We start from the raw sequence: 19,509 nt of genomic DNA on the forward strand, positions 1-19,509 counted from the left end.
TAACGTCGAGACCCCCTGCTACCTGTGCTGGTAGCAGGGGGTCTCGACGCGAACGCGGGGTCTCGACGATATGTGGGGTGGGGGACGGGGGTGGGGGGGGACGCGGGGGGGGGACGCGGGGGCTAGATCAGGGGGGCGGAGAGCGTGGTGGGGTTGCCGAAACGGTGGTTGGTGATCGAGACGGCTTGCTCGTGCAGGAAGGGAAGCATTTCGACACGGCCGGCGCCCGTGACAGCGTGGGACCAGACGGCGACATCGGGGCTGCCGTCGAGCGCCTCGTGCAGTGCAGTGGCATCGCCGCCGACGAGACGCACGCGGTGCCAGGTGCGAACACCCTTGGCGTAACGCTTCATCCACGCGGCATCTGACTCGTGCTTCACCGTGATGCCGTGCGTACGCAACGCCTTCTCGACGCGCGAAGGCAACGCCGGAGCCGACACCGTGAACGGACTGCCACTGCGCAATGCCGTCGCCAACACGCGGATTCCGTCGACCAGCGGTGCACCTTCGGCGATGCGCACGTCGATGGCCACCGGCCGGTAGCGGAAGATGTTGCGCTCCGCACCGAGGCCCGACTTGTCGCTGACTGCACCGAACTCGTCTACCCAGGCGCGCTCGTCAGAAGCCGCCGCACGCTGCAACCAGTCAGCTTCCACCGCATCGATTTCGGGCTCGGCTGCCGCCAACAACGCACGGACCTGCGGCGCGACTGCTGCCCCAGAAGCGACGGCAGGAAGCTCTGCAGGAACCCACTCGCCGAGACCAAAGAGATAGTTCGGACCGCCGGCCTTCGTCCCCGCACCGACCGCGGAGCGCTTCCAGCCACCAAACGGCTGACGCTGCACGATCGCGCCGGTGATGCCGCGGTTCACGTAGAGGTTTCCGGCCTCGACCCGATCAAGCCAGGTCGCGATTTCGGCGGCATCCAGCGAGTGCACCCCGGCGGTGAGGCCGTAGTCAACCGCGTTCTGTAGGCGCAGCGCTTCATCCAAGTCCTTGGCATGCATGATGCCGAGCACCGGACCGAAGAACTCCGTGAGGTGGAAGTACGAGCCTTCGCGCACACCGGTCTTCACCCCCGGCGTCCACTGGCGCCCCTCCTCGTCGAGCTTGCGCGGCTCGACCAGCCAGCGCTCCCCCTTGTCGAGCTTCGTCAGGGCACTGAGGAGCTTGCCGTTTGCCGGCTCAACGAGCGGGCCCATCTGCGTGGCTGGGTCATCGGGCAACCCCACGCGCAGCGAGGTCACGGCATCGACAAGTTGACGCTCGAAGCGCTTCGACTCGGCGACTGATCCGACGAGGATCACCAAAGATGCCGCGGAACACTTCTGTCCTGCGTGCCCAAACGCGCTCTTGGCGACATCGGCGGCGGCGAGGTCGAGGTCGGCAGACGGTGTGACGATCACCGCGTTCTTTCCGCTGGTCTCCGCCAGCAGCGGCAGGTCGGAGCGGAACGAACGGAACAGCTGCGCCGTCTCGTACGCACCTGTCAGAATCACGCGGTCGACCGACGGAGCGGAAACCAGACGCGTACCCAGATCGCGCGAAGCAAGATCGACAAGAACCAGCAGGTCGCGCGGCACGCCTGCAGCCCACAGCGCCTCGACCATCACGGCACCGCAGCGCTGGGTGAGTTTGGCAGGCTTGATGATGACGGCTGAGCCAGAGGCCAACCCTGCCAGCACACCACCCGTGGGGATTGCGACGGGGAAGTTCCACGGCGGGGTGACCACTGTGACCTTCGACGGCACGAACTCCGCACCAGCAATAGCTTCGAGGTCTTTGGCACGCTCCGCGTAGTAGTGCGCAAAATCGATCGCTTCGCTCACCTCAGGATCACCCTCGGCGATGGTTTTGCCTGCCTCGTTGGCCATGATCTCGAGGAGCTGACCGCGTCGCGCAGCGAGCTCATCGCCTGCACGGTGCAGCACGGCTGCGCGGTCGGAGGCGGGAAGTGCCGCCCACTTCTCGGCGGCGGCGGTGGCGGCGGAGAAGATGCCGTCGAGTTCTTCATCGGTCTCGACCTTGGCGTTCGCAATCGCATCGAGGCCAAGCGTTGAATTGACGGAGCGCGCCAGAATCTCGCGACCCCACGCCCGGTTGGCGGCGATGGCCGGATCGGTATCTGCCTGGTTCTCGAACCCGGTGGTCGTGCCTACCTGCACCTCCGCGGTGCGATCCTGCACGCGGTGCGATGCCGGTGGACGCTGCGGGTCGTCGTCAGCCAGCCCGAGAAGCGACCGCTCGAAGCGCTCACGCTCACGCGTGAGGAGCGTCGGGTTTGAGGCGAGCTCGAAGACCGCAGACATGAAGTTCTCTGGGCTGGCGTTCTCTTCCAACCGGCGCACCAGGTAGGCGATCGCGACGTCGAATTCGGCCGGGTTGACGACCGGTGTGTAGAGCAGCAGGCGACCAACATCTTTGCGGACGGCTTCAGCCTGTCCCGTCGCCATCCCCAACAGCATCTCGTACTCCACCAAAGGTGCCCCCGAGCCCCCGTTGGTCCCTGAGCCCCCATTGGCCCCTGAGCTTGTCGAAGGGCCAGCAACCCCACGCGCCTTCGCGAGCAACCACGTGTAGGCGATGTCGAACAGGTTGTGTCCGGCGACGCCGATGCGCACCGCATCCAAACGCTCCGGGGTCATCGCCCAGTCGAGCACGCGCTTGTAGTTGGTGTCGGAGTCTTGCTTGGTGTTGTAGGTGGCAAGTGGCCACCCGTGGATCGCGGCGTCTACTTCTTCCATCGCGAGGTTGGCACCCTTGACGACGCGCACCTTGATCGGCGCTCCGCCCTTCGCACGCCGTGCGGTTGCCCATTCCTGCAGGTACTGCATCGCTCCGAGCGCATCTGGCAGGTAAGCCTGCAGCACGATGCCTGCCTCAAGCTTTTCAAGGCCCGGCTGATCGAGGATGCTCGTGAACGCCGCGATTGTGAGGTCGAGGTCGCGGAATTCCTCCATGTCGAGGTTGATGAACTTCGCTTTACCCTTCGCTTCAGCCGCCGCGGCGAGCTTGTAGAGCGGGGTGAGTTTGGCGACAACATCGGTGACGGCCTCATCGAACGACCACATCGACAGCTGGCTGACGACGCTAGAAACTTTGACTGAGACGTAGTCGACGTCATCGCGGGCCAGGAAGTCGCGGGTGCCCTGCAGACGGTGTCCTGCTTCGCGCTCGCCGAGCACTGCCTCGCCGAGGAGGTTGAGGTTGAGGCGGTTTCCGCTCTTGCGGAGTTTGGCGATGGCTGGTCCGAGCTTCGACGGCGTCGCGTCGAGCACGAGGTGGCCGACCATTTCGCGCAGCACACGGCGCGCAATCGGCACCACAACGCCGGGGAGCTTCGGGGCCCAGAAGCCGCCGGTCTTGATCGCGGCGCGCAGGTACCCCGGAAGCAGGCCGGGGGTAATGTCGCTCAGCTCGGCGAGCTGGCGTCCGGCTACACGCAGGTCTTCTGGACGCATCACCCCATCGACAAAGCCCACAGTGAACGCCAGGCCGTTCGGATCTTTCAGCACTTCAGACAGGCGCTGAGCGGCTGGCTCGACCGGATAGGTCTCACTTTCAGCAAGCCAGCGTTGCACGAGTGCTGCCACGTTTTCGGCGCGGGGGGTGGTGTCGTCGATGACAGTCATAGTCGGGAACCTTCCGGGATGCGCACATCAGGTTTTCGTGTGCGGCTGGTTCATTTTCCTGCCGCTCGGTAGGCTCCGTCTATCAACCGATTCGAGTGGATTCTGTTCACTCAAACCGAACGAACGGAATGCGCGTGCTCGACGTCAATCGCTTGCGGATGCTGGTGGAGCTTTCTCGCCGCGGAACGCTGTCTGCCGTGGCCGATGCGCTCTCGTACAGCAAGGCTTCTGTGTCGCAGCAGCTCAGCGCACTGGAACGAGATGTGGGGGTGCCACTGCTGCGTCGAGTCGGCCGCGGAGTACAGTTCACCCCTCAGGGAAATGTGCTGGTCCGGCAGGCGATCGGTATCCTCGATCAGCTTGAGCACGCGAGGGTCGCCGTGGCCGAGTCGCTCACGGAAGTCACCGGAACCGTGCGCATCGCAGTGTTTCAGTCCGCCGCGCACTCGTTGCTTCCCCGTGCACTCGCCAGCCTCAAGGTCGAGCATCCGGCGCTGCGGGTGGAGGTCACAGAGTGCGACCCTGAGACGGGCCTTATCGGGGTGTCCAGCCGCGACTTCGATCTGATTCTCGCGGAGCAGTACCCCGGACACACCCGCCCGATCCACGCTGACCTTGACCGGATGGCACTGGCCAAAGACACCATCGCGCTCGCGACCCGTCCTGGCACACCGGAGATCTCGGATGCTGCCGCAGCGCTGTGGGCAACACGCGAAGAGCCATGGGTGCTGGAGCCTGCGGGTACGGCCTCCAGAGCGTGGGCAGAGCAGCTATGCCGCACCGCCGGGTTCGAGCCGGATGTGCGCTTCGAAGTCGCCGACCTCACGGCGCACGTTCGTCTGATCAGGGCCGGTCTCGCTGTTGGCCTGTTGCCAGAACTCGTCTGGGCAGGCGAGACGCCGACCGTCACGCTGTCACCGTTGCCATCGGCGCCGCGCAGAGAGATCTTCTCCTCCACAAGACGGGTGTCTGTGGCCGCACCGTCAATCAGGGCCGTCCGCAGCGCACTCACGTCCGCCGCCTCCGACAATCTGCCGGACTAGCAATCTCTTTGCCTGCATCAGGAATAGCACCGCGGGCACCAGGGTTTGCCCCGGAGTACCTGGACCGATGGTCTGACCTGATTTTCGAAAGGCACTTCCGTGAGCAATCCCGTCATCGATCGCACCGCCCCTACCGAACATCCCGTGATCGACGTGCTGGCAGCACGCTGGAGCCCCCGCGCCTTCAACAACCAGAACCCCATCGACGAGGCCAAGCTCGCCACCGCCCTCGAGGCAGCACGCTGGAGCCCCTCTGCCTACAACCAGCAGCCTTGGCGGTTCATCATCGCCCGCCGCGACACCGCCCTGCACGCCCAGATCGTGGACTCGCTGATCGGCTTCAACCAGACCTGGGCCGGTAGCGCGGCAGTGCTGGTCGTCGCGGTTGCCGAGACGGCCACCGCCGAGGGCACGCCGATCCCGCACGCTCTGTACGACGTTGGCCAGGCTGTTGCACACTTCTCCGTGCAGGCACACCACGATGGCCTTGTGGTGCACCAGATGAGCGGCTTCGATCCTGAGGTCGTGCGCGAGTTTGCCGACCTGGAACCACGCTTCACTGCCGCGACCGTTCTTGCCGTGGGTGAGCTGGGCGACATCGACGCCCTTTCCGACGCTCTTCGCGAGCGCGAAACCGCCCCACGCGTGCGCCGCCCGATGGCCGAAACTGTCATTCTCAGCGCCTAAAGCGCCGGAGACACGTCTCCACAGAGGCGCGCGAACGAACGCGTGATCGACACTCAGGCAACTCACACACTGCCTGCCTACTGTTACGCGCGATGCTCCGCTCTCCTGCTCGACTCCCCGCTGCTCGACACTTCGCCCTCACCTGGGGGATCGCCGATCAGCACGGCGGAATGACGGGGGCACTGCTGCACCGTTCGCGCGCCTTTCGCCGGGTCGGCGGGGTCAACGTCGACATCCTCACCCTCGATGATCGTCCCGACTACCCGGAACACGCGGCACGCCTACAAGAAACGGGCGTTCTCATCGAGGGACTGCGCATTCTGAACCTGTGGGATGAGCTGCGTCAGCAGCTTCCCCGTGCGCGCGGCGCATCGCCCACCGCACACACGCTGTTGGTCCCGCAGGAGCACGACGTCGTCGCCATGCACGAAGGAACGGTGCTGAGCCGGGCCCGTCACATCGACGGTCGGCTGGCTGTTGACCGATTCCGCCGCGACGGATCACTTCTGGCCACCGAGCGCGACGGGGAAGAGCAAAAGATCGTGCTCTACACCGCCGATGGCACGCCTCTACGAAGCTGGCGGACAACCTGGGGGCTGTATCGCTGGTGGTTGGATCGCCTGACCGGCGGCAAGCCCAGCTTTCTCCTGGTCGACTCGAAGACTGCCGCGAGGTCGGTGGCCGGCTATCGACGAGAAAACGTCACCACGGTCCACATCGTCCACGCGTCACACAGAGTGGGTGGGGCACCAGGGTCACTGCGCGCCTCACGCGCGTCAGTTCTGCGCCGCGCTGGCGACTTCGATCAGATCGTCGTCCTCACCCCACGACAGCGCGCTGACCTCACTGAAGATCTGGCCGCGCTGGGCGTTCAGGCGCGGATCCGCACAATCCCTAATGCCGTTGTCTTGCCGCCACCGGGCAGCGTCGTACGCGACTCGGCGCAGGGCGTCGTCGTCGCCTCCCTCAGCGAACGAAAGCGCCTCGAGCATGCGGTGCAGGCCATCGATCATGCTCACTCCGCCGACCCTCGCATCAACGTAGACATCATTGGCGAAGGGCCAGAAGAGGCGTCATTGCGCCAGCAGGTGCACGAACTCCAGGCTGAGGACTACGTGCACCTGCGTGGGTACGATGCCGCCGCACGCTCGGCATTCGGGACGGCGAGCTTCAGTCTGCTCACCTCAACTTCCGAAGGCCTTCCGCTCGTACTCGTCGAAAGTATGGCCGCCGGGTGCATCCCCTTGGCGTATGACATTCACTACGGTCCAGCCGACATGATCACCGACGGGGCCGACGGTTTTCTCGTCCTCAACGGCGACGTCTCGACGCTGGCTAAACGAATACTCGAACTGCAGCAGATGCCCCCTGCATCCGTCGAGGCGATGCGACGTCGCGCGATCGCGCGTGCGGCCGAGTTCTCCGATGAGGCGATCACGCGCCGCTGGTCGCGCGAGCTGCGCTCCGTGTACGACGCGAAGATACTCGATACCGCGCGCGACCACCCGCTCACCGTGCAAGCGCGGCGGCGAGCGGGGATCGTGCGACGCCGGATCCTCTGGGCCCTGGGACGCTGACCCCTCCCGCTCCCGCTCCGGCGCCGTCGTCAGACTCAGGCGTCGCCGTTGTCAGGCTCAGGCGTCGCCGAGGTGAGGGCAAGGCCAGCGCCGTCGACTGCCAGGTCGACGCGCACGGTGTCTCCGTCGTGCACGCTGCCGGAGAGCAACGCCGTCGCCAGCTTGTTCTGCACCTCGCTTTGGATGAGGCGGCGTAGCGGACGCGCGCCGAACATCGGATCGTACCCACGCTCTGCCAGCCAGGACCGCGCATCAGGCGTGACCGCAAGGGTGAGCCTGCGGTCTTTCAGACGATCATGCAGCTGGTCGATCGACAGTTCGACGATCTGCGCGAGGTCATCTTGACTGAGCGGCGCGAACAGCACGATGTCGTCGAGTCGGTTCAAGAATTCCGGGCGGAACGCCTGCCGCACGAGCGTCATTACCTGCTCATGCTTTTCGTCAGGGGACAGCACCGGGTCGATCAGGATGGGCGAGCCGAGGTTCGATGTGAGGATCAAGATCACGTTCGAGAAGTCGACCGTACGCCCCTGCCCATCGGTCAGCCGCCCGTCATCGAGCACCTGCAGCAGCACGTCGAACACCTCTGGGTGCGCCTTCTCGACTTCATCGAGCAGGATCACGCTGTACGGACGACGCCGCACTGCCTCAGTCAACTGACCGCCCTGCTCATAGCCGACATACCCGGGAGGGGCACCAACCAGCCGAGAAACCGAGTGCTTCTCGCCATATTCGGACATGTCGATGCGCACCATCGCACGCTCATCATCAAAGAGGAAGTCGGCAAGTGCCTTCGCCAGCTCGGTCTTGCCCACACCGGTGGGTCCCAGAAACAGGAACGAGCCGGTGGGCCGACCAGGGTCGCTGATCCCTGCTCGCGAACGGCGTACCGCGTCAGAGACAGCTCCGACGGCGTCTTTCTGCCCGATGAGACGCTTGCCCAACTCTTTCTCGAGGTGCAGCAGCTTCTCACTCTCCCCCTGAAGAAGTCGACCGACCGGGATACCTGTCCAGGCGGCGATCACCGCGGCGATATCTTCGTCCGTCACTTGCTCATTCACCATGCGGGGTTCGGCTGGAGTGGCTGCCTCAGCCTGCTCAGCCTCGGCGATGTCGCGCTCCAGGCGCTTGATCGTCTCGTACTCCAGCTTCGATGCCTTCGTGTAGTCGGCGTTGCGCATGGCAAGGTCCCGCTGAGTGACCGCATCGTCGAGCTTCTTCTTCAAGTCTCCGACGCGGTTGAGGCTCTGCCGCTCGCGCGCCCACCTGGCTTCGAGTTCGGCGAGCTGCGCTTCCATTCCGACGAGCTGCTCGCGCAAAACGCTCAGGCGCTCCTTGGAAGCGGCGTCTTTCTCGCGCTTGAGCGCGAGCTCTTCCAGCTTCATGCGGTCAACTTGACGCTTGAGTTGGTCGATCTCGACAGGCGAGGAGTCGATCTCCATCTTGAGTCGCGACATCGACTCGTCGATCAGGTCGATCGCCTTGTCTGGAAGCTGGCGCGCTGGCAGGTAGCGGTTCGACAACGCCGCCGCCGCGACCAACGCGCTATCCGAAATCGTGACTCCGTGGTGCGCTTCGTAGCGCCCCTTGAGCCCGCGCAGAATGGCGATGGTGTCTTCGACAGTCGGCTCGCCCACATACACCTGCTGGAACCGGCGCTCGAGCGCGGCATCTTTTTCGATGAACTCGCGGTACTCATTCAGTGTGGTCGCGCCAATCAGCCGCAGCTCACCACGGGCCAGCATCGGCTTGAGCATGTTGGAGGCCGCCACGGATCCTTCTCCACCGCCAGCACCCATCAGCACGTGCAACTCGTCGATGAATGTGATGATCCGCCCGTCAGAGTCGGTGATCTCTTTGAGCACCTGCTTGAGGCGTTCCTCGAACTGCCCTCGGTACATCGCACCAGCCACCAGGGCGGAGATGTCGAGGGTGATCAGCTCTTTACCTTTGAGGGATTCAGCGACATCGCCCGCCACAATGCGCTGAGCGAGACCTTCGACAACGGCAGTCTTGCCGACGCCTGGCTCGCCAATCAGCACGGGGTTATTCTTCGTGCGGCGGGTAAGAACCTGACTAACGCGCCGAATTTCGCTGTCGCGCCCGATCACCGGGTCAAGCTTGCCCTGACGGGCACGGTCGGTGAGGTTGATGCCGAACTGTTCAAGGGCGGACTGCTGATCTTGGTTCTGGGATCCGGTCTGCGGGTTTGCCATGCGCTCCTCCTGGAGATACTCCTTCAAAGTTGAGTGGTGTTGACTCAAGTTTACCACCCACCTGCCCAGATGGTGCCGCCTAACCCGCACCCACTGTCGCGACTTCGGCGCACGAGAATCGTGCACGATAGGCAGTGGGCGTGACCCCGAGCACTCTCGCGAAGTTCTGCCGCAAGACTGCCGCAGATCCAAACCCGCATTCGTCAGCGATGTGATCGAGCGGCAGATCAGTGTGCTCCAACATGCGCTGCGCATGGATGATGCGCTGCCGCGCCAGCCATGCGGCGGGAGTCGCGCCGTACTCTGCCCTGAACCTGCGAGCGAACGTTCGCGGCGACATCAGTGCCCTGGCCGCCAACTGATCGACCCCCAGCTCTTCGCGGAGGTGCTCGACCGCCCACTCTGCAACCACGGCGAGCGGGTTTGCGGCGGCGACGGGAAGCGGGCGGTCGATGAACTGCGCCTGCCCGCCATCGCGCTGCGGCGGCACCACCATTCTTCGGGCGATGCGATTGGTGAGCTCTGCGCCCACCTCTTGTCGCAGCAGATGCAGACACGCATCAATGCCCGCGGCGGTTCCCGCGCTGGTGACGATCTTGCCGTCTTGCACAAAAAGCACATTCGGGTCGATCTCGATCTGCGGATACATCGCCTCCAGCGTGTCTGCATACAGCCAGTGCGTGGTCGCTCGCCGACCATCGAGCACTCCAGCCGCCGCAAGGATGAATGCACCACTGCACACGCTCAGCACCCACGCACCGCGAGAGACCGCGTCTTTTGCCACATCAATGACGAGCGGATTGACGCCTGTCCAGCTTCCTCGCGGAATGGGGCAGAACACCACCAAATCAGCCTCATAGGCGAAGGTGAGGTCGTGTTCGACATTCACCGAGAACCCGATGTTCGACGTCACGACGCCGGCTCGCGGGGCAACCACCCGGAAGTCGAAGTTCGGCACGCCCTGGGCAGCACGATCAAGCCCGAAGGCCTCGCACGCGACACCAAACTCGAACGGCGCGAACCCCTCTTGGATCACACAAGCGACCGTTTTCACCCCTACCCCCAATGGCAGTTTTTCGACGCTCGAAGTCTCTCAGACACCTCGTGGCAGGTTTACGTCGAACGTAGCGTTTCTGCCATGGTACTCCTCATTGCTCTCTTCGCCCTCACCGCCTGGGCCACCATCTCTACGCTCGTCGAAGTGCGGCGCGACGGCTACCGTCAAACGCCCACCGATTGGAGCCGGGTCAGTGATCGGGTGAGTGACCGCAACGCCACCCAGCGCGCGGAGTCAATGCACGGCTACCGCTAGTGCGCGGCGAGAACGCGCTCGTACACCTCGATCATGGCCGTCGTGCGCGACGACTGCCGGAACGCTTCCGCCACCTCGGGGAGCGGCGTCGGCGCTGTGCCACTCGCGATCTCTGCTGCCGCGCGCTGCAGCGTAGCGACAAGCGCTTGCTGCCGTTGCGATTCACGTTCGCGGCCGCTCACTGCGGAATCGGCTTCTGGCACCGCCCAGAGCCCGCCGCCCAGCTCTGCAGCAATGTCAGGGTCGCAGATTACCGAGGGTGTTCCGAGGGTCGCTGCCTCGAAAGGGGTCATCCCCTGGGTCTCGAAGCCGATTGATGTCTGCACGAGGGCATCTGCCGCGGCGATCCGCGCCAGCGTCTGCGGGTAGGTCAGTCGTCCAGCGAAGCGCACGCCGCTCGTGCCGCTGACGATCTTCTCCGCCGCAGCGCGTTGCGCGCCGCCGCCGATAATCTCAAGGTCTGCGTCGACCCCGGAGGCTACAAACGCCTCCAGAAAGGGCAGTAGCCGCTTTTCGGGACTCATGCGGCCAAGCCAGATGAAGCGTGGCCGCCCAGGTTCGCGCACTGTTGACCTCGCCGCGAGGGTCTGGTCGCGCACGTCGTCGTCGATCCCGTTCCAGATCACGTCGACGTGCGGGTAGACGCCGTGCTGTTCGAGGCGGCGCGCGAAGTGTGTCGAGGGAGCAGTGACCGCGGATGCTCCAGCGGCGAGACCGCGGAGAAAAGACCACCCGTCACTGCCGGGCACCGGGGATCCGATACCGTGCAGGGCCACGCGGCGCCAGGCGTTCAATGCTGCCAACACTGGTCGGTGCAGTGGCGTGACGGCGGCGATCCCCACATCGACACGGTTATGCATGGTGTGAACGACCGGGATGCCGTGGCGTTGCGCATACCGGTGACCGATGAACGCGCCCCAAAAATCTGCCTGCACGTGCACGAGGTCGACCGGGGGTCGTCTGGTCATCTCCCGGTCGAGGAGGCGGTCAGTGCCTCGCCCCGGCCAGCTCATCGAGTATTCGCGATCCACCGTGATCGGCATCGAAGGCAGATCAACATACGCCCCCGCGCCCCCGGTCGCTGACCCTCCCCCGGTCGCTGAGCCTGTCGAAGCGTCCCCCCCTCGGGTCGCTGAGCCTGTCGAAGCGTCCGCCCCTCGGGTCGCTGAGCCTCCCCCTCGGGTCGCTGAGCCTCCCTGCTGGGTCGCTGAGCCTGTCGAAGCGTCCGCCCCGTGCATCTTCGGCGCCACCACGGTGACGATGTGCCCCGCACGCTCAAGAAATTCGCGCTGAAGCCTCATCGACACCTGCGCCCCGCCGAGGGAGTCGAGGTGCTGATCACCGAAGAACACGATGTGCATGGCGACTACTCGGGCAGTGGCTCGTCGCGGTACAACGCCTCGAAGGTATCGAGCGTGCGGTTGATGTCGTGAATCGCGACGCCGTCGAGCGAGGCGCGTTGCATCTGCTCGTATGCCTCGGGGGACGCGGTGAGTACATCTGTCAGGCGCGCGGCGAGTACATCTGCGTTGCCCGGTTCAAAGAGGTATCCGTTTTCACCGTCGTGCACCAGGTGTGGGAGCGCAACGGCATCCGCCGCCACGATGGGTAGTGCCGAAGCCATCGCCTCCATTGTGGCGATGGACTGCAGTTCGGCGATCGAGGCGATGACGAACAGGCTGGCGCGGGACAGCAGTGCCCGAAGCTCTTCGTCGCTCGTGCGACCGTGGAAGGTCACGCGGTCTGCGAGTCCGAGCTGCACCGAGAGGTTCTCCAGTTGCTTGCGCTGGTCGCCCCCGCCGACGATGTCGAACGTGGCGTTCAGAGCGGGGTCAAGCTTCGTCATGGCTTTGAGGATGACCTCGACCTGCTTCTCAGCGGTGAGTCTTCCCACAAAGATGATGCGGTTCTTGTCGCGCGGGGCGACGACTGGCGAGTACTGCGCTCGGTCGATACCGCAGCTGATGGGGATGACACCGTGCACTTCGACGGTCTTTTCAAGAAAGTCGGCTGCGCGACGGGTGGGCGTCGTGACGGCGCGCGTCAGATCAAAGGTGCGCTTGGCGTCACCCCACGCCCACTTCAAGATCATTTCGTCGACGAAGTTCGGGAACATGCTGTGGTCGATGATGTTCTCGGCCATGACATGGTTCGTAGCGACCACAGGGATGCCGCGCTCATGGGCGATGCGGGCGAGTCCGCGACCGATCAGAATGTGCGACTGAATGTGCACGATGTCTGGTTGCACGGAGTCGAGCACCTGACGAGCGTAGAACTTGGAACGCCACGGCCACACAAACCGCAACCAATCGTGCGGCGCCCAGCGCACTGACGGAAGCCGGTGAAGGGTCATCGGCTCACCTTCAATGACCTCGGTGCGCGGTTGGGCACGGCGGTAGGCCTGGTTGGGGGCCACGACGTGCACGTCGTGGCCGCGCTGCACGAGGCCTGCGGCGAGGCGTTCAGCGAAGCGCGCCGCGCCGTTGATGTCTGGAGCAAACGTGTCGCAGCCGAGCAGGATCTTCAACGGGCGGTGCGCGTGATCCGCGGCGGGGCCGCTCGACGGATCGATCGAATCGTCAGAGGAGGTCACAGATATGTTGCCTTACGATGTGGCTGCCAAGGGAAGCCCTGTTCGGGCGCTGGTAACTCTACCCGAGCAGTCAGCGCGGCCCACTGAGGCGTACCGGCATCCCACAGCCGCAGACGTTAGCGTTGACCCATGCGACTGACTGCCGACGCCGATCCTCAGCTATGGATTCCTGTGACGGAATCGTTGGGCTGGAAGGGACGCCGCCACCGCAAGGCTGCCATTCGCATGCTTCTCGGCCAGGTCAATGCCGCAGTGGGAGCGACCGAGCGGCCCGGCTCACGGTTCGGCGCGTGGGCGATGAGCCAGGCGGCTCCGATGCTGATGAAAAAAGCGGCCGGTCGCGTTTTGGTGTGGACGTGGAAGGCCGAGCCGGAGCTGATTGTGGCGATGGCGACGGCGCAAGAGCTGACGCCTGAGGTGCGCATCGCGCGGGCTTCTCTGCCCATGGACTATGACGACACGGAGTCGTTCCCCACTCGCCTGGGGGCTGGTGAGAAGTTGCTCGTACCAATGCCACCCTCCCCCGCTTCCCCGCCATTTGCTACCTACACCTGGGACACAGGGACGCACTTGGTGACGCTGACGGCAGTATGCAACGACAAGGAACGGTTCGGCACATTGACCGGAGCTCTTGACGATCTCGCGCGCAGCATCCGCATCGCCGACGACGTCACCGGTGGAGAGTCGCCCGACGTGCTGCGGATCGATCCGGCCTAGACGACACGTCGCTGCCGCCCTCATCCCCGACCATCACCCGGCGTGCGGGTGTGCGTCTGGACGTGCGTGTGGGTGTGCGCCATTTGTGGGTGGGGTCCCACCATCCGGGTCCTTGGATTTGGGGGATGCCGTGTTTCATGCGGATGTGCCATCCGCTGGTGTCGAGGGTGCGGTGGTGGTGCCAGCAGAGGGCGACGCCGTTGTCGGTGTGGGTGGGGCCGTTGTTGGTGTGTTCGGTGACGTGGTGGATTTCGCACCAGGTGGCCGGGACGTGGCATCCGGGGATGAGGCATGTGTGGTCGCGGAGGGTGATCGCACGGCGTTGGTGGGCAGTGAAGATGCGGTCGGTGGTGCTGATGCCGATGATGCGTCCTGCGGGGTCGAATAGCACTCGTTGCACTCCGCCGGCGCAGGCGGTGTGGGCGGCGGTGCGCACAGGGACGGGGGTGTCGATGCCGTCGATGTGTGCCCAGCCGGAGTTCGCGGCGTAGTCTTCTGCGGTCACCGACACGATCAGGGTCGGGGCCGCACCACCCAGTCGGGGCATGTCGTCATGTCGGGCCGCGATCCCGAGTGCTGCCGCGAGCGTGTCGTGCTGTTTCTGTGCACGACTACGCGGGTCAACCATGTGTCCTGGATCGCCTTCAGGCAACAACCCGGCGCCTGCGCCGTCTGTGTCGTCCGTGTCGTCGGTGGGGTGGAACACCACCCCGGGGAGTGGGGGTCCGTCGACTTTGGGGTTCAAGTACGCGTCGAAGATGCGTTGCAACTGCCCCGCCGTCTCTGGGAGTAGTCCACCCCTGATCGGGATGACACCGTCTTTGGCGCGTCCGAGCACGATCCCGCGGGCACGCATCGCAATGTCTTCGGCAGGTTCTGCCCCGTCAGGGTCCAGGTATTGCACGATCACCAACGACAACACCCGCAAATCTTCCGGCGTCGCCACCGGCCCCACCTCTGCACCACTATTCGGGTCATCTTCTGCAGCGTCGAGGTCTGCAACAAGCCCCCGCGCATGCGCGGCAAGTTCCGCGTCGGCCCGTAACCGGTCCTCGACACGGACCCGGGCCCCGGCCTGCTCCACAGGCCCGATCGCCGCCAACACACCCGTGACCCCGACAACACCATCGACCATCGCCGCCCGCAGGGCAGGCCACCGCGCCGGCAACCACTCCCCAGAAGAAATACAGATCTCACGGCGCACTGCTTTCGCAGCTTTCACTACCCGACCCGCACCGGCTGCATCGACTCGCAACACCCGTTGCAACAACTCGCCGACGCTCCGGCAGCCAAACAGCCCGCAGAAACCAGCTTCACCCGACCCTGCAGGACGCACATCTACCGACGCCACCGTCTCAACGATGACCGCCTCCACGCGACGTTGCACCTCACCGGCCGCGCGTAAAAGCTCCATTTTCGCCGTCACCGACAACCCGGCAACTACGTCGGAACGCAACACCACATCAAGGTCAGAAGAGACCTTCTCAAGAAGCTGCACCGGGTTGCTCATACCCCTCAGTCAACACGGGGCCACCGACATTCCCACCCCAATAACCCCAGCTCAGAGCAATATTCCAGCACACGCGAAAGAACCCACTCGTCCTCCACAAACGCGCCGAGCAGCGAGACTCCTCGTGCCTTAGCGAACGATACGGAGGGTGCGCACCTCAAACGGACGCAACCGCAGCTCCCCGCCGATTCGCGCACCGTCGATATCGTCTTCGATCAGGCTGACCTCCCGCACCTCTTGGTGCGCAAAGTCCGCCGTCAACGCCCCGGCCACTCGTCGCCCGAGTGCTTCGTAGACACGCACGACCACGTCACCTGATCCATCGTCGGCGAGCTTCACTGCCGACACCACGATGCCTTCGCCCTGCACGCTGACGAGCGGCTCCACCTCTCGCGCACCACGCACGGTGGTGGGCACGGAGTTGAGGCGAATGCCCTCGGCAGTGGCGATCGCGGCATCTGCGCCGATCACGAAGCCCACTTCGATCTCATGGTGTCCGTGGTCGGTGTCAGGGTCGGGAAAACGCGGGGCACGCAGCAGCGAGAGTCGCACGGTGGTCGCGACTGCGTCGTCTGTCACCTCACGAGAGGTGTCATAGCCGTAGATCGAGTCGTTTACGAGGGCGACACCGAAGTCCTGCTCGCGCACCAAAACGAAACGGTGCATCGATGTCTCGAACTTCGCGGCCTCCCAGCTCGTGTTCGTGTGCGTCACTCTGGACTGATAGCCGTACTGGGTCTCCGCCTCGGTATGCGCGGCCTGCACATCGAGCGGGAAAGCGAGCTTGAGAAGCTTCTCGGTCTCGTGCCAGTCAATCTCGTTGCGCAGCTGCACGGTGCGCGATTCGGGAGCGAGCAAGATCGTCTGCCGGATGCTCGACTCGGAGAACGGACGAACGACCACAATCTCCGCGACGCCGCCCACTACCGTTGCCGTGATCGACGACACCGCCGTGAGGTTCTCGACGCTGTTGCGGTAGTAGCGATCGATATCCCACGCGTCCCACATATTCGGGAAGTCCTGGTGCAGCTGGAACAGGTTCGCTGCTTTGCCTTCCGCGACGGCTTCACGAGACGATGCCTTATCGACGGCCGAAACGATGAGCCCTTCCGCTGAAACGAGTACCGAGACGAGCTCGTTCTCCAGGCGCCAGCCGCCATTTTCCTCGACGATCGACACCGGAGCCGCCGTGGATTCAGCGACAAAAGCCGCCCCGAGCGCACGTCCGCCGCCCACCGACGTCGGCTCGAAGCGCAGCACGCTTTCGCCGTCGCCCGCGAGCGAGCGACGCGCGGCATCCGCGAGGTCATTCGCATCCGACAACACATCCGAAAGCACGGCGACGGCTTCGCGATGCACCCACGCGATGGACGTGCCAGGCAAGATGTCGTGGAACTCATGCAACAGCACGGCCTGCCACAGCCGCTCGAACTCGGCCTGCGGGTACGCGGCACCGGTGCGCACAGCATCCGTCGCCGCCCACAGCTCTGCCTCGATCAGCGCGTGCTCTGCCCACCGGTGCAACGCCTTGGTGGCGTGCTGGCTGGTGAGGGTTCCGCGATGCAGCTCAAGATAAAGCTCACCCACCCACACTGCGGGGTTCGGAAGCTCGGCCTTCGCCGCATCGAAGAAGGCATCAGGGTGCTCCCACACGACCTGGGCGCTGCCTTCAAGGTCGCGCAGACGCGCGGCCTTTCCGGTCATCTCGCGGGTCGTTCCTCCGCCACCGTCACCCCAGCCGACCGGCGCGATCGACCGCGAACTCAGACGGTTCTCTTTGAACTGCTTCGAGGCCTTCGCAACCTCCATACCGCTCAACTGAGAGTTATAGGTGTCCATGGAGGGGAAGTGCGTGAATACCTGCGACCCATCGATGCCCTCCCAGAGGAAGGAATGGTGCGGGAACACGTTCTGCTGGTTCCAGGAGATTTTCTGCGTGAAGAACCATTCGAATCCCGCACGACGCATCAACTGCGGCAACGCAGGCGAGTACCCGAAGCTGTCTGGCAGCCAGACGCCCTTCGAGCGCATGCCGAATTCCCGCTCGAAGAATCGCTGACCGTGCGAGAACTGCCGCACAAGCGACTCCCCCGTCGGCATCACGGTGTCTGACTCCACCCACATGCCACCCAGGGGCAAGAATCGCCCTTCAGCCACAGCGGCCTTGATGCGTGCCCACACCTCTGGACGGTGTTCCTTGATCCAGGCGTACTGCTGAGCACTGGACATGCCGTACTGGAACTCCGGCTGCTCCTCCAGCAGCGAGGTCATCGACGAGGTCGTTCGGGCCACCTTGCGGATCGTTTCGCGCACAGGCCAGAGCCAGGCGGAGTCGATATGGGCATGTCCGATCGCCGAGATACGATGTGCGCTCGCCTCTGCGGGGGCCGCCAAAACATCTGCCAGCTGGGCGCGGGCATCTGGGGCCGTCGCGACGATGCGCTGCAGGTCGAGCACATCAAGGGCATCGTCCATGGCCTGCAGAATGCGCATGCGCCGGGGGGAGGTGGCCGGCAATTCTGCCTGCAACTCGAACAGCACCTCAAGATCGAGCGACAGGTCGAAGACCTCCTGCTCGAACACGGCCAGATCCATTCGGCGCAACCGGTACAGCGGGTCTTTCGAAGCGGTGAGAATGTCCCCTTCCTGCGTCGGCAAGAAGGGGTGATAGTCGAGCAAAACCGGGTTAGAGGCGGCCTCAAGGTAGAGCTCCACCGGCTCATCGCCCGCCGCGGTCTCGGCGATGGGAACCCACTGGTTGCGCGGATTGAGGCTCTTGACCGGCACCGGGTCACCCCCGGCATCGCCTGAGCGGTAGGCGAGGGCTTCGCACTGGAAGCCCGTCATGTTTACATCGAAGCCCAAATCAATGATCGCCTCGACGCGTCGCCCTGCCCATTCGGCTGGAACGCGGCCGGTGAGTTTGAACCAGGTCGTACCCCAGGCAGCACCCCAGGGTGCGCCGATGCCCGTCGGTGCGTAGTCAAGCGCAATGCCGTCCACCGCCGCAATAGGCTCGCCTGGCAGCTCGTGTGCCTCTACGTTAAGAGCGAGAGATGCCGAGTGGACAGCGGGTCGGATGCGCTCATCGAGCACCCGTTTCACACGGCCGACGGTGAGTGAGGTGTCGTCATGCATGGGTCAAACTCCAAAGGTGGATCATGGCAACTAAAACGATCTAGTACGGTGAGTCTATGACACCAGACAAGCGCGTGACCATCACGGATATCGCCAGGCTCGCTGGTGTTTCTGTGGGTGCAGTTTCGTTTGCGCTGAATGACCGCCCTGGAGTGAGTGACGAAACACGCAAACGCATTCTGGCGATTGCGCACGATCTGCAGTGGCAACCGAGCTCAGCCGCCAGGGCGCTCGTTGGCTCGCGTGCCGGAGTGATCGGATTGGCCGTCAATCGGCCAGCGCGCACGCTCGGCACCGAGGCGTTTTTCACCGATCTGATCGCGGGCATCCAGTCAGGGCTCTCTTCTACTCACGTCGGCATGCACTTGCGCCTGGTCGCGTCTATTGACGAAGAAATCGCGCTGTACCGCCGCTGGCACAGCGCGCACCAGGTCGATGGCGTCATCGTGATCGACCCCAGAGAAGACGACCCTCGGCTGCAGGCACTATCGCAGATGGGAGCGAAGGCCGTCGTCGTCGGTTCGCACCCGTCTGCCGAGGGCAGTGCGCCGACCGTCTGGATCGACGATGCGCAGGCCGCCCACACGCTTTTTGACTATCTCGTTGCCCTCGGCCACCAGCGCATCGCGTACATCACAGGGCCAGCCGAGTTTGAGCACACCACCCTGCGCGCTGGCGTGCTTCACCAGCTCGACCCTCGCGGCATCCACACCGAAACGATCATCACCGACTTCTCATCTGAACGTGCCGCCGACGCCACTCGTCGTCTGCTCAGCCGCAGCGAGCGCCCCACCGCCATCGTGTACGACAACGACGTGATGGCCGTTGCGGGACTCCGCGTCACGCAAGAAATGGGGATTGGTGTTCCTGAAGCGCTCTCGCTTGCCTCCTTCGACGACTCGGTGATTGCAGGGCTCGTGCGCCCATCGCTCACTTGCCTCACGCGCGACACCTTCGAACTCGGCGAAACCGCGACGAAGCTTTTGCTGACGCAGATCGACTCCCCTGAGCCGCTATCGAGTACCTCGGGGCCGACGCCCAGGCTCACAGTGCGCGAAAGCACTGGGGCCGCTCGCTAGGCGCC

Annotated in this window: 13 protein-coding genes; 6 read left to right on the top strand and 7 right to left on the bottom strand. The window is 64.4% G+C overall.

Translation table 11 applies throughout. The features are described 5' to 3' along the window. Nucleotides 1–122 precede the first annotated feature (122 nt). The gene (locus AB0O87_RS02025; protein ID WP_363511245.1) at nucleotides 123–3,632 is read right to left on the bottom strand and encodes a bifunctional proline dehydrogenase/L-glutamate gamma-semialdehyde dehydrogenase; all 3,510 of its coding nucleotides are present in this window, start codon (nucleotides 3,630–3,632) and stop codon (nucleotides 123–125) included. Between the two features lie 134 nt (nucleotides 3,633–3,766). Between AB0O87_RS02025 and AB0O87_RS02030 the strand changes: the two genes are divergently transcribed. The 3 genes from AB0O87_RS02030 (at nucleotide 3,767) to AB0O87_RS02040 (ending at nucleotide 6,939) form a co-directional block, all read left to right on the top strand. Beyond that, the gene (locus tag AB0O87_RS02030) at nucleotides 3,767–4,675 is read left to right on the top strand and encodes a LysR substrate-binding domain-containing protein (protein ID WP_363511247.1); all 909 of its coding nucleotides are present in this window, start codon (nucleotides 3,767–3,769) and stop codon (nucleotides 4,673–4,675) included. A 99-nt stretch (nucleotides 4,676–4,774) separates the two neighbouring features. After that, nucleotides 4,775–5,362 (top strand): nitroreductase family protein, encoded by a 588-nt coding sequence (locus AB0O87_RS02035; protein WP_363511249.1) that lies wholly within the window; start codon nucleotides 4,775–4,777, stop codon nucleotides 5,360–5,362. A 92-nt stretch (nucleotides 5,363–5,454) separates the two neighbouring features. Continuing rightward, nucleotides 5,455–6,939 carry a glycosyltransferase gene (locus AB0O87_RS02040; protein ID WP_363511251.1) on the top strand — a complete coding sequence of 495 codons (1,485 nt, stop codon included), beginning with the start codon at nucleotides 5,455–5,457 and terminating at the stop codon, nucleotides 6,937–6,939. 35 nt (nucleotides 6,940–6,974) lie between these two features. Here AB0O87_RS02040 and AB0O87_RS02045 read toward each other — a convergent pair whose 3' ends face one another. Both AB0O87_RS02045 and AB0O87_RS02050 read right to left on the bottom strand, forming a co-directional pair. After that, a complete protein-coding gene (locus AB0O87_RS02045) occupies nucleotides 6,975–9,155 on the bottom strand; it encodes an AAA family ATPase (RefSeq protein WP_363511253.1) in 2,181 nt (726 codons plus the stop codon). 79 nt (nucleotides 9,156–9,234) lie between these two features. Continuing rightward, nucleotides 9,235–10,209 (bottom strand): helix-turn-helix domain-containing protein, encoded by a 975-nt coding sequence (locus AB0O87_RS02050; RefSeq protein ID WP_363511254.1) that lies wholly within the window; start codon nucleotides 10,207–10,209, stop codon nucleotides 9,235–9,237. An 84-nt stretch (nucleotides 10,210–10,293) separates the two neighbouring features. On the opposite strand from AB0O87_RS02050, the gene AB0O87_RS02055 reads away from it, so the two are divergent. Next, a complete protein-coding gene (locus tag AB0O87_RS02055; RefSeq protein ID WP_363511256.1) occupies nucleotides 10,294–10,467 on the top strand; it encodes a hypothetical protein in 174 nt (57 codons plus the stop codon). Here AB0O87_RS02055 and AB0O87_RS02060 read toward each other — a convergent pair. Then, nucleotides 10,464–11,828 carry a glycosyltransferase gene (locus AB0O87_RS02060; RefSeq protein ID WP_363511258.1) on the bottom strand — a complete coding sequence of 455 codons (1,365 nt, stop codon included), beginning with the start codon at nucleotides 11,826–11,828 and terminating at the stop codon, nucleotides 10,464–10,466. The genes AB0O87_RS02055 and AB0O87_RS02060 overlap by 4 nt on opposite strands. Nucleotides 11,829–11,833: 5 nt before the next feature. Continuing rightward, the gene (locus AB0O87_RS02065; RefSeq protein WP_363512872.1) at nucleotides 11,834–13,066 is read right to left on the bottom strand and encodes a glycosyltransferase; all 1,233 of its coding nucleotides are present in this window, start codon (nucleotides 13,064–13,066) and stop codon (nucleotides 11,834–11,836) included. A 123-nt stretch (nucleotides 13,067–13,189) separates the two neighbouring features. Here AB0O87_RS02065 and AB0O87_RS02070 point away from each other — a divergent pair, with 123 nt between their 5' ends. Further along, the gene (locus AB0O87_RS02070; RefSeq protein ID WP_363511260.1) at nucleotides 13,190–13,777 is read left to right on the top strand and encodes a hypothetical protein; all 588 of its coding nucleotides are present in this window, start codon (nucleotides 13,190–13,192) and stop codon (nucleotides 13,775–13,777) included. Here AB0O87_RS02070 and AB0O87_RS02075 read toward each other — a convergent pair. Both AB0O87_RS02075 and AB0O87_RS02080 read right to left on the bottom strand, forming a co-directional pair. Next, complete coding sequence (locus AB0O87_RS02075) at nucleotides 13,731–15,287, bottom strand: DUF222 domain-containing protein (protein WP_363511262.1); 1,557 nt, start codon at nucleotides 15,285–15,287, stop codon at nucleotides 13,731–13,733. The genes AB0O87_RS02070 and AB0O87_RS02075 overlap by 47 nt on opposite strands. 129 nt (nucleotides 15,288–15,416) lie before the next feature. Further along, a complete protein-coding gene (locus AB0O87_RS02080) occupies nucleotides 15,417–18,425 on the bottom strand; it encodes a glycoside hydrolase family 38 C-terminal domain-containing protein (protein WP_363511264.1) in 3,009 nt (1,002 codons plus the stop codon). Nucleotides 18,426–18,481: 56 nt separating this feature from the next. Here AB0O87_RS02080 and AB0O87_RS02085 point away from each other — a divergent pair, with 56 nt between their 5' ends. Next, a complete protein-coding gene (locus AB0O87_RS02085) occupies nucleotides 18,482–19,504 on the top strand; it encodes a LacI family DNA-binding transcriptional regulator (protein ID WP_363511266.1) in 1,023 nt (340 codons plus the stop codon). Nucleotides 19,505–19,509 lie beyond the last annotated feature (5 nt).

The organism is Microbacterium sp. NPDC076768 (genome assembly GCF_040687205.1).
GTDB lineage: Bacteria > Actinomycetota > Actinomycetes > Actinomycetales > Microbacteriaceae > Microbacterium.